Raw genomic sequence first — 13,024 nt, 5'->3', positions numbered from 1 at the left:
ACCTGGAGTCGCGAATTTCCACGGCGAATCCGGCGGCTCGTGCCCGTGCAAACCAGCCTTGAACCACGGCGGTTTTTCCGGTCGTGGGGCTGTGGATATGCCGCGGTCCGGTCGCCGTCCCCGCCCCGTCGAGAGCGGGCTGGCTGCGCGTCCCCGGGCTGTTCTGTTGTTCGGACATGGGCTCGCTCATTTCTGTCAGTTGATGTGGAGTTTTCGGGCCTGCAGCAGTTCGTAGGGGTCGACGTCGACGTCGTCTACGGCGCAGCTGTCGTCGAGGTCCCGGTGCGGGATGACCAGCCGCTCTGTGCCGTCATCGTCGTCGGTCACGTACGGGTCAGCGTGAACGTATCGCCAGGTTGTGACACCGTCAACGGATAGGTCGACCAGGTCGCCTTTTTCTAGATCGTTGGCGGCGATGGTGACCGGGGGGCCGTACTCGTCGTCGATTCCCGGTAGGTAATCGTCGGCGAAGCCGTCGACGGGCTGGCCGAAGGACGCGCCCTGAACGGATGCGGGGTTCTCGCTCGCCGGCGGTCCTGTCTCCAGGGAGTCGGGTTCGTCGTGGTCGTCGTCCATGGTGGGCCGGCGCTCGCCGGTGCGGGGGCGGATGTATTGGTCGCTGAGTTGGTCGAGGTCGGGGCGATCGGCGGCCTTGACGATCTCGGAATTACGGATCGCGGCGAACGACATTTCCGCGTACTGCTCAGGGTCCTCGGGGTCGTAGCCGCGCAGTGCACTGTTGACGACGCGGCGAGGCCAGAAGCTGTCCACATTGTTGAGCGCAGCGAGGACCTCGCGGTCCGTGTCGGAGAGCTTGGCTTCCTGCTCGGGAGTGGCCGGGGGCGTGGGGGTGTAGAACACCTGGATTTCGCGGAAGGTGCCGTCGGGCAGCTGCACGGTGCCCCGGCCTTTGATTCCGGGCTGGATGCGGGTGCCGGCGGTGGCGTCGCCGAACATCATCAGGGCGGCGTCCTTGGACCGCAGGCGGCCCATAGACACTCGCAGTGAAGTGTTGTCGCGGGCTTCACCTTCGATGAACTTGGTATCGGGCCGCTGGATACCGATCGCCATGTGGATGCCCACCGCGCGGGAGGTGCGCAAGATGGTGTTGACGTCTTCCTCAGTCGGCGGTGCGCCCTTGTCAACCGAAGAGTTTTTGAAGCGCAGAAAGAAGCGTTTGAGCTCCATTACGAGGTTCGCGAACTCGTCCGTTACCACGATGATCGGATCGAAGTCCTGTGCTCGGTTCGGGTTGATCTTCACCTGCTCCATGCGGTCGCGCATGGTGTCGGCGATGTACCGCAGTGCGGACGCGTGCCCCACCATCCCGTCGTCGTCGAATCCTGCGGTGACGAGCGAAAAGTTTGGATTGTCGTGCAGGCCTTGGCTGTCGACTGCTTTCGGGTCGATCCATACGACGTTCATTCCCAGGCGGGCGCACTGTTTGCCCACGGTCATGAGCAGTGATGTCTTGCCGGTGGAGGTGGCACCGGAGATCAAAAAATGTGGGCTTTGGGTGAAGTCCCAATAGATGTGGTTGCCGTAGGCGTCGACGGCGAACGGAATCTTGGCATTTTTGAACAGCTTGCGGATATTGGCGCGGGTGACCTCAGGGAATTCCAGGGGCGGGGACACCATGGTGGGCAGTCCGGGGTAGCGCACGAAGCGGGCACGCCGGGAGGGCAGTGACCATTCAGCTTCCCAGGAGCCACCGAGCGAGTCGGCGACCATGCCTTCGATCACGCCGCGGCGGTAGCCGTTGGACACCTTGGTGTTGAGCATGAATTCGACGGTGAATTCTTTGATCCGCTCGGCGATTCGGTCTGCTTCGGTGGTGGCCGCGCGCTGGGCCTGATCCGGGTCGGGAACGTCGACGTCGGTTCCGACAACCGGGTTGCCGTCCTCGTCGATCACCAGGGGCGGGTCGTTCATGACGATCGAGGGAATCGTGGCGGTGGTGTCGAACCAGAAGGCCACCAGCGGCGCCAGGACCGCTTCGGCGCCGCCGATCGGGTCGGCTTCGACGACTTGGGATTCAGTGGCCAGCAGGGTCCGGGTCAAGGGCTGATGCTCGAGGGTGTAGGTGTGGCCGGTCGTGTCCAGCAGGACCGCGCACACTTCGGCGGTCAGTTCGTCGCCGATATTGCGGGGATGCTGTCCGTAGAACAGCTTCACTTTGGCGGGGTAGGCGTCTTCGCCGCGCGGGTAGCAGCAGGTGACGGCACGGACGCGGCCCGCACGCAGGTCGGGCCAGTTGAGGGCGGGGGACAGCAGGTACGTGATGACGTTGATTTGGCGGGTGATCTTGCCGCGGGCGTAGGCCCAGCGGACGAACTGTACGTAGGCCCAGCCGCCAACGCCGAGGACAGCGACCAAGAGCAGCCGGCCCAGTAGGACGGTGGCAGCAGGTCCGGCCCAACGCAGCAAAACGCCGGCGGCGACGAGCAGGACCGCGGTGGCGGCCAGAATGAGTGGGATGGTCGGATAGGTTTCGCCGGCCCATTGTTGGCCGGGGCGGGTGTGGCCGAGGTGGCCGCGGCGGGCCCGGTGGTTGGACATAGCCAGCATGGCCCACCAGATGCCGGCGAAGGCGGTGATGGCCAGGGGTGCGGCGATGAACAGCAGCCAGAAGGAACCGACGCCGACGCCGGCGACGGTGGCGATCGGGTCTGCCGACGGGGGCAGCAAGTAATTGCGTAGCGGGGACGGTCGGTAGAGCACGCTGGCCACGGCAGGCCAGATGACGGCGTAGCCGATGATGGCGATGACAGCGAGCGCGGCGAGGGTGATCCATTGCCAGCCCTGGGCGGCTTTGCGTCGTTCAGCGGAGGATTCACCGGGGATGTAGGGGCGGTTGAGCTCGTCGCTGTAAGTGGCGTACGGACGTCCAGCGGTATCGATGCTGGCAGCTGCGGCCAGAGACTTTCCCGCGGCGGCGACAGGGCGATTGCCGGGCCGCACGGCGAGGGCTTTGGTGGGGGCTGGTTTGGTGTTGCGGGCCATCACTGACCGCTCCCTGCCGGCGGGGCTGCGGTATCGGCGGCGGCCGGGGCGGGGGCGGGGTCCTCGGTTGCGGCGGCAACGGGCACCACGTTGATGACCTTCCATCCTTCAACGCCCATGTCCACACGGATCTGCACCCGGGTGTTGTCGCTGTAGTCGACGACGAAAGCCATGGTGCCGGGCTGGTGATCGGTGGGGCCTGTCACCGACTGCACGGTGGCAGCGTTGACGTTGCGGATGTCGGTGAGGCGGTATTGAGCCTGCAGTTGAGCTGAGAGGTCTGGGGCAATCCGGGCATACCATCCGTCGAATCCGCCCGCGGGGGAGGCGAAATTGGCGGCGAAGCGCTGGACGGTGGCGCGGGCTCCCTCCACCGATGAGTCAGGGGTCAGCTGGGCCGGATCATCTTGGGGGAAAGGGCTGCTCGGTGTGGGGTTGGCACCACCGTCGGGTACTGGTGCGGGCGGTGCGCTGCTGGCGTGGGGAGTCCTGGACGTGTCGGTGGGGTCGCTGGCGGTGTGGGTGCCGTGCTGCCAGGCAAGTCCGGCGATCGCGATGGCGGCGACCACCAGGCCCACCTTGGTGCGCAGCGGAATTCGGCGCAGCAGCACACGCAGCCGCCGCCAGCCTCTGCGAATCGCGGAGCTCACCTGTGGTGCTCTGGTCATGGTGGACGGTCCCTTTCGTGGAATGCGTTGTCGCGCAGGATAGATCGCTGGTCGTCAAAGTCGAAGAGTTAGGCGTGTCTGCGGCGCCTTCAATTTGCGCTGGTGAATGTCGGCGGCGATCCCGGGCATGGTCGGCCGGGCCGGGCAGCTCATGTTCACCAGCGTGCACTACCACTGATCGGGACTGGCCCGGTCGGAATACTGTGGGCGAGAGTCCACGGCATTGACCAGATGACCAGCAGAATCAGTCCGAGCACCACGAGGTGCTTGACGGCCTTTGAAAGGTGGGCAGTGGCGAAGGTGTCGGTGCCCACCGGGTGACGCCAAGCCGCCCAGGACCCGACGATGATTGCCACGACGGCCGCGCCCAGTGCAACGAGACCGAGGACGCCGGCCCCGTCGAACACCGGCCTGGGGATCAGTTCAATATTCCATACATGCATAGCGAATTCCTGTCTCAGAGAACGCGTTTGATGGCGAGGAATTTCTGCGGGAAGGGGGATAGTTTTACCGGGACACCGAAGTCGTAGGCCTCGACGACGGTGGTGGGGTTGACAACCATCTGGACGTGTCCGGGTCCCCATCGGCCGGTGGAGCTGTCCTGCTCAAGATTGCTGTATACGAGATCGCCGGGCTGGACGGCGTTTCGGGGAACGCTGCGCCCGACGTCGACCATGAACCAGGTGGTGCGCGGCAGGACGATGCGGTGGTTGGACGCCTGGTAGATGGCGAAGCGGACTAAGCCGCTGCAGTCGAAGCCTCCGCCTGTGGGTCCGTCGAGGCTTCCGCCGCCCCAGACGTAGGGCAGCCCGATCTGGCGTTCTGCGTCTTTGGCTGCAGCAACCCCGGCCGCGGTGCCGGCGCGAGGCTCGGATGTGGCGGTGTTGTTGTTGGGGTCCTCGACGAGAGCGCCGCAGACGTCGCGGCCGCTGTTGTCTTCGACGGCCGCCGGAGGCGCTACCCCGCCCGATGAGGCGATGACTTCCTGCAGGTGGTCGTGGTAAAAGACGGTCGCGCGCGGAACAAAGGCGGCGTACGCGTCGGGAAACGCCGAACCCTGGACGGCCTGGGCCGCGGCGGTCGGTGCCATCGCTTGCCAGCCACCGACTTTCAACAGCCGGTCGTAGAACTTTTGCGCGGCAACCCCGGGCGTCATGAGGTCGCGAATCGTCCCCCACCAAGGCTGCTGCTGGAAGATACCCACCGACAGGTGATCGTGGCCCTCGCCTTCATGTGGAATCGACATCGATTCCGGCACATTGGGATTGGCGAGGTTGCGCAGACTGGACTCCTCCATGGAGGTAGCCAGAGCGATGATGATCCCCTTGTCGGGGACCTTCATGCGCACGCCGGTGGCGATGACGGCCTTGCCGTTGGCCAGTGGGCCGGCGCCGAACGAGACCCCAGGGGTGGCGCTGACGCCGTGGTCTTGCAGCTGCTTCTGGCATTGCGGGGTGATGACCGCGGCGGTGTTGCTGATGCCGCCGCCACCGCCGAGGACGACGAGCAGTATCAGCGCGCCGGTGAGAATGAATGGTGCAAGCACGGCGAGCGCGGCGTACACCTTGCGACGGTGCCGCCATACGGTGCGGGCGAATGCAGCCCATTCCATCGGTTCCACTACGCGTTACCTGTCAGGCGCTCTCGGACATGGCGTAGCGGCCGTCGGCGCCGCGGGCGGCACCGCTGTAGGCCAGTTCCCGGTCCTGTGAGTTGGATGCGCGGCGGCGCTGCTGCATGATCTGCCATGCGGCCTGCAGACTGCCCGAACGCTGACCGGCCGCGGGCTGCGCGGTGCTCGGGGTTGCACCGCCGCCGGTGCTCGGCGCCGATTCGTTCCCAGTTCCGTTGTCGGGCAACGTTGTCGGCTGTGCGGGTCCGCCGGTCGGGCCCGCGCCGGCGGAGCCGGCCGAGTCGGCGTCGACATTGGCGTGCCCATCGTCGCCGCTGCCGGAAGAATCGGCGGAGCTCGTCGAGGATTCCGAGTCCGAGTCCATGCTGACCGGCCCCCGGGATCCGGCGCCGCCTCCGGAGCCGCCGCGCCGGTCCCAGCCCATTCCTTCGCTGATCTCCTTTTTGATGCGGGCGGCGTCAGCTGCCTTATGCACCAGTTCTTTGAGTCCGCCGCCGCCGGAGGCGTTGAAGGTGCCGCGTCCAAGGGTCGAGGCCATGTTGTCGCGGCCGCGGGTGAACATCTTGTGCAGCGGGCCAAAGAACGCGAAGCCGATCGCCAACACGAACGAGGTCAGGTAGAGCGCTTCGATCGGGGAGCCGCTGTAGCGGTGGAACACCGAGTCCAGCACCACGTTGTAGGCGCCGAATCCGCCTGTGTAGACGATCATGGCCAGGTATGCCATGACGCAGTCCAGGACGGTTTTCCAGGCGAAGACCGTTGGGCCGCCAGGGATAACGCCAATCATGAACGCAGGTGGGGCCAGGGCCGCGTACAACATCGCCTGCACTGCGCACCGGACGACGTGCCAGACGAAAAAGCATGCGAACCCGATCAGGACCAGTCCCAGAAGCCATGCCACGCCGATCGCGACCAGGATGGTCCCTGGGAAGCCCATCGTCCGGTCATGCATGGCTTTGCCCTCTTTGGAGTCGCAGTTCTGCATGTCGTCTTTGAGGTTGTCGCCGTGGTCGTTCTTGATGCCGTTGGTCCAGGCCTCTTGGCATTTGCGGGAGATGGAGTCGCTGACGCGGCCGAAGTTGATCATTTGCGTGGGGGATCTGACGAAGCGGTCGGCAAGTTGGCTGACCAGGCCATCGACATCGGCCTTTCCGTCGCCGGAGTGGAAAGCGCCGCCTGACACGGTGGTGGCGATGCCTAGACCGGTATCGCGGCCCTGTGCCAGCCACCCATTGGACCCGAGCAGGTCTGCAAGCGGGTTGGCGAAAATCGTTGCGGCCAAACCGATCATCATCATGGCCATGACGATGTGTGAGACGGCTTTGGCGACTTTCCCGGCGAGCGCGGTGATCACCACGACGACGGCCAGGATTCCCAGGGCGATCGGCAGGAGACCGACTTGGTCCATCGCCTTGTTGATGCCGTCGCCGATCGTCTGGAACGGTGTGGTGAACAGATCGAGCCACTGGAATTGCAAGCAGAACTTGATGATCCAGAGCCCGGTCGCCCAGATGATGAGCGCGTTTTCGTAGAAGATGGAGTCGATCCAGGCGAACAGCCCGTTGGCGGCGCCGCTGGGAGTGGCGTTTCCTTGGTTAAGGGTGAGGGTGTACTTGGCGATGGGTACGCCCTGAGTGTCTTTGATGCCCATCCATGCGATGAGCGGGTCGCCGGGTGCGTCCGACGCACCGGTTCCCGAGTCGGCCCATGCGTGGCCGGCGGCGAGCAGGATGGCAGCGCCGATCAGCACGGTGGCCGTGAGGATCCAGTGGCGTCGGCACCAGCGCACCAACAGCCAGGGAGTCCAGGCGCGCGTCCAGGCCGCGTAGCGGGCCAGCTGCTCCTGGTCGAGGCTCAGCGTCGGAAAGGTCATAGCCGGCTCCCGGTGGTGGCGGTGCATCCGGAAGCTCGGGCGGCTTCGGCGTCATTGACATGTGTGCGGTAGAACGCCGCCGCTGCGGGGATTTCGGCGGCGTACGGGTCGGGGGTGGTTGCGCGCTGGACTAGCTGGGCGAGGCGGGCCGGTGGCGATGTCTGCCAGTCGGGGACCGTGCGCATGGCCACGTAGAAGGCGTGGGCGGCGCCGCCGGGTGTCATCAGGGTGGCGGTCGGTCCCCAGCCGGGTGGCTGTTGGAGCAAGATGCCCACTCCGAGGTGATCGCTGGCCAGGGCATCGTGCGGAATCGTCAGGGAGGCGGGCACGTTCGGGTTGGCCACGATCTGCAACCTGGTCTCGGTCAGGGCGGCGGTCAGGGCCGTGGTGATGCCGTGCTGATCGATGCCCATGTCCAGGCCGGTGGCGATCACCGTGGTGCCGTTGGCGGTCGGCCCGGCCGCCGCCGGCGGGCAGTGCTCTGTGACTGCGATGTCGGTGGAGCCGGTGGTGGTGGCGAGCTCGGCGCCTGTAGCCGCCGCGGCAATGGTGCAGACGGCGGCAATCGCGATCCGGATGCCTGTGCTGGTGGGTTTCATGCGCGGGTGCTCCGATGACGGGTTAGGCGACGTTGTCGCGCTGTTCGGGGGGTGTGGTGGTCATGGCCAGGCGGCGGTGTTGTGACGACGGGCCGAGGACCTTGATGCGGCCGATGCGGCCGCGGGCGTCCTTGAGGTAGCCCTCGCCTTCGCGGCCGGGAATAACCCTGTTGTCGGCACCTTTGGGGGAGGTGTTGGTCATCAGGTCGTTGAGGATGTGCTCGCTCTTGTCGGGGTCGATGCCCAGCCAGTTCAATGAGCGGCGGGCCAGCGGCTCGGAGCGGTGGCGCATGGCGATCCGGATGGGGATGAGGTCCAGCGCGGTGTTGGTGGGGTAATCGTTGACCGGGTCGTGGCTGCCCAGGATCAGGGACGTGTTGTCTTTGCGGCCGTCACGGATGATGCGGGTCACTGCGGCCAGGCCACGTGGAGAGCTGGTGACGTGGTAGGCCTCGTCCATCACCACTGCGCCGACGCGGTTCTTGTTGTTGCCGAACGCTTGTCGGCCGATCTCGGCGGCCAGGCCGTAGATGGCGCGGCCGAAAACCTTGGATGGGTCGAGCGGTTCGGCGGACTTGATTTCCTCCTGGGTCGGGACCTCGACACGGTTGGTGCGGATGACGATGCCCTGAGCGTTGAGGTCCATCGGCGGCAAGTTGATGTCCATCAGGGCGGACGCGTAGCGCCGGGTGGACCAGAAGGACAGGGCGCGGCAGAGTTCGGACCAGCCCATCGGCAGGGCGCGGCCGTCGCTCATCCGGCCCTCGTCGACGCCGCGTTGAAGAACGCTGAGCATCTCGGGGATGGAGCGCAGTCCGTGTTGGGGGTGCAGCAGCTCGCCGAGGGTCAGTCCCATGGGGGAATCTGGCGGGCATCCGAACAGGGGCAGCAGCAGCTCGACGGCTTTTTCGACGCCGATGTCGGCGGAGAAGATGCGCAGCGGGTCCATCGACCACTGCGGGGAGTACAGGTCGACGATGACGTGCCGGCCCAGGGTCTTGGTGGGGTTGGCATATTCGCCCTGGTCGGTTCGGTCGATCGCGAGGTATTGGCCGCCGTTGTCGATCAGGGCGAACAGCAGTGTGAGGATGGCCCAGGTCTTGCCGGCGCCGAGTTCGCCGCAGAACGCCACTGAGGGGGAGGCGTCTTTGATGGCCTCGCGCCACCAGGCCAGGTGCACGGGCTGACGGCGTCGGCTGGAGAGGTTCTCGGCGAAGATCGGTCCGGTGTCGTCGCCGACCACGTTGGTGGTGCACGGGACGCAGGCGGCGGCGTGTTCGCTGATTGTCTCGTGGGCGTAATCGGAGACGATTTTGAGGTTGTGCCCGCCGGGGTTCATGGCTGCCCATGCCTCGCGCTGCCCGCCGGGAGGGGCGACCAGCTTGATGCGCTTGTTCTCGAATCCTTGGGCCAGGGCGAGTGCGTTGTGCTCGCATTCGGTCCTGCTGCTGGAGCCCACCGCGAAGAACGGCGTCAGCAGGACGGCGATCTCGCTGTCGTTTTTCTCCAGCAGGCCGACATATTCGGCGAGATCGTCGCGCTGATCGAACAGGACATCTTGGGCGAAGCTGATTTCGGCGTCGCGTTCGCCCAGCTGTTCGGTGAGCCGCTTGAGTTTCTTGTTGATGTTGGTGACGGCTTGCTCGCGCGGGACTTTGTTGATGCGCACGGCCCAGTCGACGTTGACGAGGAACTTGACTTCTCTACCGCCGATCTTGCGGCGTCGCTCGATCCGGTCGGCGATTGTGAAGAATTCCGCGCCGGGGAAGAGCATGCCGTCCGCTGGCAGGGATTCGATGGCCATGAGCGTCTGGTAGGACTCTGTGGCCCCGACACGGCCGGGCCGGGTGATGTGCACCATCTGGGCGAAGCTGCCGGGTAGCCATTTGCGTTCGGTGCCGATGCGCAGTCCCTCATCGAACTGCGCTACGCCGAATGCACCGGCCGGGGCGCTCACGTTGGAGGTCACCGCGTCGGGGAATACCTCGGTCATCTCGCTGCGAGATAGTGCTTGGTCCCAGAGCCAGACCTTTTGTGCGGTGGTCAACGGACGGAAGTCGAAGACGCTCGGCAGTTTGGCGACGATGTCAGCGGCCTGCTGGAACGCTCTGACCATTTCCTGGCGGTCGCGCTCGCGGGAGCGCCGGGCGCCGCCAAGGCCGTCGCTAACTTCAGGGGCGGTCACCGGGAAGCTCAGGGTGAAGATGCGTTCGGTGGCCTGGCCCTGGGTAGCGAAATGGGCGTACTTACCTTCGCACTCTTGGCGCCAGGAGGGGTGTGTGCTGGGGTCCACGCCATCGGCCATGGCGGCGGCCATGATGCGGTCCGGGCACATCGCCGCAACTGGAGCTGTGATCAGGGAGTTGTTGGGCAGCTTGTGGAACAGGTTCTTGTGGTGGACCAGGGTTTGGTATTTGTCTTTCTCGCTGGTGAATCCGTAGGCCAGCCCGGTCATCTGGTAGTCGGCCCAGATTGAACCGTCCGTCGTGCGTCGCAGGTTTCCCATTGAGCGGGTAGTGGGTTGCAGGCTGCGGTCAAGCGCGCTGGGCATGGGCGTGGTGTTCCTTGTCGTCGGGGTGGTCAGCCGAAGAGGTCGGCCGCTGGGCCGGATTGGTGGTCGAAAAGCCCCGCCAGGGTCATCTCGGGGTGCGCCGTTGTGGCGTTGGGGAAGTGCGCCTGGTGCAGCGCGGCGTCGTCGATGAGGTCGTCGAGAATCTCGACGTCGGCGCGGACCACCGAGACGGCCGCTTGGGCGCGAAGGTCATCGACCCCTGTGACACTGACGGGGGCGCTGTAGAGGCGGCTGATGCGCTGGACTCTGGTGAGAAACGGCACGGGCGAGTACGGCATCTTGCGCATCACCGTGACCATTACTGCGGTGGCCCCCAGACCGATCGCCGCGGTGATGATGGCGTGACCGGTGCGGGGCAGCAGGTACAGGGTGAGCAGGATCCCGGACGCGAGTGCCAGGAGCTCGGGTATCGGATACGGTCCGCCTGGCAGGGTCCATCGACCGTCGAATTTGGCGATGACGATCCGGACTCTTGTGGCGCGGGTGTACCACTTGGCGACGAACATCGACCTCGCCCTACCAGCGTGGTCCGCTGCTGCTGCCGCCGGCGAACCCGTTCCAGGTGTCTCTGGCGATGTTGGCCAGCGGTCCCAGGGCGCCGATGGCTCCGGCGATGACCAGGCCGATCACTAGGGTCTTGATGGCGTGGGTTTTGTCTTTGGCGATGAAGTAGTGGTGGCCGGCCATCAGCGCCGTGCCGCCGATCATCAGGTACATCGCGAACTCGACGGCGTGGGCCTTGAAGTCTCGGCCGATGTCCCAAATGGGTGCCGCCACGATGGTGGTGTGGGTGGTGGCCAAGGTCCCCATAACTGCGTGTGGGGAGTCGACCAATAGTGGTGCGATGAGGGTGATCACTGTGCGTTCCCTTCGGTGGTGGTGGGCTGTGCGGCTGTCGTGGTCGGCGGTTCGGTTGTCGACGTGGCAGTGGTGGCCGTGGTGGGCGTCGGCTGCAGGGTTGTGGTCGGTGTGGTCGGGGTCGGTTCGCTGGTGGTCTCTGAGGACGAGTCCGATGGCGGGACAAATCCCGGGGTGTCGTTGATTTGGTCGACCTGCCAGTGGCCGGATGCGACGGACATCACGAGCGGAAAGTCCATTGGCAGTTGCACGCCGCTTTTGGTCTTGACGGTCACGCGGGCGGTGACTTCAACGCCGTCAGCTTTGGGCGGGACGTCCTGGGCGACGGCGAGGTCGGAGTTTGCATGGACTCGCTCGACTGTCATGTCAACGAAATCGGGATTCTGGGGGGCCTTGAGTGTCGATCCGGAGGCGATGAACGGCGTGGTGTCGCCGGGCTGGCAGCGGCATGGTCCTTGGCCGACCAGATAGGAGTTGAGGAAGCCTTTGACGGTCTTGTAGACGGGCCGGTCTTCGGACACGGCGGCCTGCGTTGCGATCTCGACAGGTTGTCCTGGTGGACGGTCCCTGTGGAGGTGCGGAAGCGTGAAGGCGCGGAAGCGATTCAGACGGTCGACTGCGATGTCAACTTGCAGCGGAATGTGGACCATGTTGGTGGCGCGAGCTTCCTTGGGGAACTCGGCGTCGATGGTGACCGTCCAAGTGCGAAATCCGTCGTTATTGAGGCCCGGAAGTGCGCGGGCAATGTTGAGTGCACGACCGCCCGCTGGGAGCGCGGTTGCGGGGATGTCGCCGTCGTAGAACTCGCGCAAGGAAGCCGAGCTTGATGGGTTCCGCAGGTATGCGTCGACGAATCGGAAGGCGTAGTCCGATACTGCGGTCTTTTCGTCAACTTGGTCGGCGGTATCGGAGGCGCCGGAGGTGCTCACGAACATGAGGGCGACGACGGCTAGCAGTGGCACGTAGGTGACGGCGATGAGCGTGACGAAGATGCGGATGATTCGGGATCGAAGGTCGTCGGCTCTGATCGGGTCATTGCCGCTGAAGCGCAGCAGCAGTGACTCGAATAGACCGTTGATCGATCCGGTCAGCATGGGCCGATTCCCGGTGTGGAGGCTTCCAGGGATCGGTAGATCTGCTCGGCGGTGGCGCGGCCGTTGACGATGTGCGCGACCAGGGCACTGCTGATGGCTTCGTCGAGAGGGTCGTTCTCGAGTTGCTTGGCCAGTGCGATGGCGCGTTCGGTGTAGCTGCGGACAGCGCCGATGGCACGGCGGGCTGGTTGCAGGTCGGCCCGGTTTCTCAGGGCGAGGTTCGTTTGGTCTCCCACACCCTTTAATGCGGGGTTTTTGGCCGTTTTCCCGACATCGGCATACGTAACGATTCAATAACGCATACGGGCGTATGCGGGTGTGTATGTTTGCCCACTGCTTGACAAGGGGATTACGCTCGGCCGACCGCGCCGCCGTAAGCGGACGCGGCTTCTTGGCCGAGCGACATCCCTATGTAGCGATTGCGCGCGCCGGTATTCACCAGCCGCATCCGGCCGTATTCCCGCCCCGCATTGGCAGTGCCATCAGCATGTGCGCTGGCGCATCACGTCCTCACACCGTCGCGATCTTCGGGTAAGCGGCGCGTGTGCCCGTGCGATGCGCGCTGTTACCTGCGTCGTATGGCCAATTGATGCGTCCCAGCGCCGCCACGCCTCTCGCCCAGCGCCGAACCACGCACCGCTGGGACACCCGGCGCCGGCCGCCACGTCCTGGCGCGGGTTCCGGCAGCCAGCAAAGCGACAGTCCAACTCACCGGTTTCTTGTC

At 65.3% G+C, this 13,024-nt stretch carries 11 protein-coding genes; all 11 read right to left on the bottom strand.

The genetic code is table 11. The features are described from left to right. Positions 1-195 precede the first annotated feature (195 nt). The 11 genes from AC3WTE_RS14085 to AC3WTE_RS14035 all read right to left on the bottom strand — a co-directional run bounded on the left by AC3WTE_RS14085 (position 196) and on the right by AC3WTE_RS14035 (position 12,536). Positions 196-3,003 carry a cell division protein FtsK gene (locus AC3WTE_RS14085; RefSeq protein WP_492438798.1) on the bottom strand — a complete coding sequence of 936 codons (2,808 nt, stop codon included), beginning with the start codon at positions 3,001-3,003 and terminating at the stop codon, positions 196-198. Then, the gene (locus tag AC3WTE_RS14080) at positions 3,003-3,671 is read right to left on the bottom strand and encodes a hypothetical protein (RefSeq protein ID WP_492438367.1); all 669 of its coding nucleotides are present in this window, start codon (positions 3,669-3,671) and stop codon (positions 3,003-3,005) included. The genes AC3WTE_RS14085 and AC3WTE_RS14080 overlap by 1 nt, the downstream gene beginning before the upstream one ends. A 155-nt stretch (positions 3,672-3,826) precedes the next feature. Continuing rightward, positions 3,827-4,114 carry a hypothetical protein gene (locus AC3WTE_RS14075; protein ID WP_492438365.1) on the bottom strand — a complete coding sequence of 96 codons (288 nt, stop codon included), beginning with the start codon at positions 4,112-4,114 and terminating at the stop codon, positions 3,827-3,829. Positions 4,115-4,128: 14 nt separating this feature from the next. Further along, a complete protein-coding gene (locus AC3WTE_RS14070) occupies positions 4,129-5,283 on the bottom strand; it encodes a C40 family peptidase (RefSeq protein WP_492438363.1) in 1,155 nt (384 codons plus the stop codon). A 22-nt stretch (positions 5,284-5,305) separates the two neighbouring features. Then, a complete protein-coding gene (locus AC3WTE_RS14065; RefSeq protein ID WP_492438361.1) occupies positions 5,306-7,177 on the bottom strand; it encodes a hypothetical protein in 1,872 nt (623 codons plus the stop codon). Further along, entirely contained in the window at positions 7,174-7,776 is a 603-nt protein-coding gene (locus AC3WTE_RS14060) for an ACT domain-containing protein (RefSeq protein ID WP_492438359.1), read from the bottom strand. The genes AC3WTE_RS14065 and AC3WTE_RS14060 overlap by 4 nt, the downstream gene beginning before the upstream one ends. A gap of 22 nt (positions 7,777-7,798) precedes the next feature. Then, a complete protein-coding gene (locus AC3WTE_RS14055) occupies positions 7,799-10,327 on the bottom strand; it encodes an ATP-binding protein (protein WP_492438357.1) in 2,529 nt (842 codons plus the stop codon). Between the two features lie 29 nt (positions 10,328-10,356). Next, the gene (locus AC3WTE_RS14050) at positions 10,357-10,854 is read right to left on the bottom strand and encodes a hypothetical protein (protein WP_492438355.1); all 498 of its coding nucleotides are present in this window, start codon (positions 10,852-10,854) and stop codon (positions 10,357-10,359) included. Positions 10,855-10,864: 10 nt separating this feature from the next. Beyond that, positions 10,865-11,206 (bottom strand): hypothetical protein, encoded by a 342-nt coding sequence (locus AC3WTE_RS14045; RefSeq protein ID WP_165682285.1) that lies wholly within the window; start codon positions 11,204-11,206, stop codon positions 10,865-10,867. Further along, positions 11,203-12,300 carry a hypothetical protein gene (locus tag AC3WTE_RS14040; protein ID WP_492438353.1) on the bottom strand — a complete coding sequence of 366 codons (1,098 nt, stop codon included), beginning with the start codon at positions 12,298-12,300 and terminating at the stop codon, positions 11,203-11,205. Before AC3WTE_RS14040 ends, AC3WTE_RS14045 begins: the two co-directional genes overlap by 4 nt. Further along, positions 12,294-12,536 carry a hypothetical protein gene (locus tag AC3WTE_RS14035; RefSeq protein ID WP_492438351.1) on the bottom strand — a complete coding sequence of 81 codons (243 nt, stop codon included), beginning with the start codon at positions 12,534-12,536 and terminating at the stop codon, positions 12,294-12,296. Before AC3WTE_RS14035 ends, AC3WTE_RS14040 begins: the two co-directional genes overlap by 7 nt. Positions 12,537-13,024: the final 488 nt, after the last annotated feature.

The organism is Mycobacterium sp. FW102-FHT13B02, from assembly GCF_058790275.1.
Note: the sequence above shows the minus strand (reverse complement) of the source record. Positions and strands in the feature narration are given on the sequence as shown.

What these genes read in the sequence shown, in the direction of transcription:
- AC3WTE_RS14075 (WP_492438365.1), bottom strand. Translation starts at nt 4,114, where the DNA reads ATGCATGTATGGAATATTGAACTGATCCCCAGGCCGGTGTTCGACGGG.
- AC3WTE_RS14040 (WP_492438353.1), bottom strand. Translation starts at nt 12,300, where the DNA reads ATGCTGACCGGATCGATCAACGGTCTATTCGAGTCACTGCTGCTGCGC.
- AC3WTE_RS14080 (WP_492438367.1), bottom strand. Translation starts at nt 3,671, where the DNA reads ATGACCAGAGCACCACAGGTGAGCTCCGCGATTCGCAGAGGCTGGCGG.
- AC3WTE_RS14060 (WP_492438359.1), bottom strand. Translation starts at nt 7,776, where the DNA reads ATGAAACCCACCAGCACAGGCATCCGGATCGCGATTGCCGCCGTCTGC.
- AC3WTE_RS14050 (WP_492438355.1), bottom strand. Translation starts at nt 10,854, where the DNA reads ATGTTCGTCGCCAAGTGGTACACCCGCGCCACAAGAGTCCGGATCGTC.
- AC3WTE_RS14070 (WP_492438363.1), bottom strand. Translation starts at nt 5,283, where the DNA reads ATGGAATGGGCTGCATTCGCCCGCACCGTATGGCGGCACCGTCGCAAG.
- AC3WTE_RS14055 (WP_492438357.1), bottom strand. Translation starts at nt 10,327, where the DNA reads ATGCCCAGCGCGCTTGACCGCAGCCTGCAACCCACTACCCGCTCAATG.
- AC3WTE_RS14085 (WP_492438798.1), bottom strand. Translation starts at nt 3,003, where the DNA reads ATGGCCCGCAACACCAAACCAGCCCCCACCAAAGCCCTCGCCGTGCGG.
- AC3WTE_RS14065 (WP_492438361.1), bottom strand. Translation starts at nt 7,177, where the DNA reads ATGACCTTTCCGACGCTGAGCCTCGACCAGGAGCAGCTGGCCCGCTAC.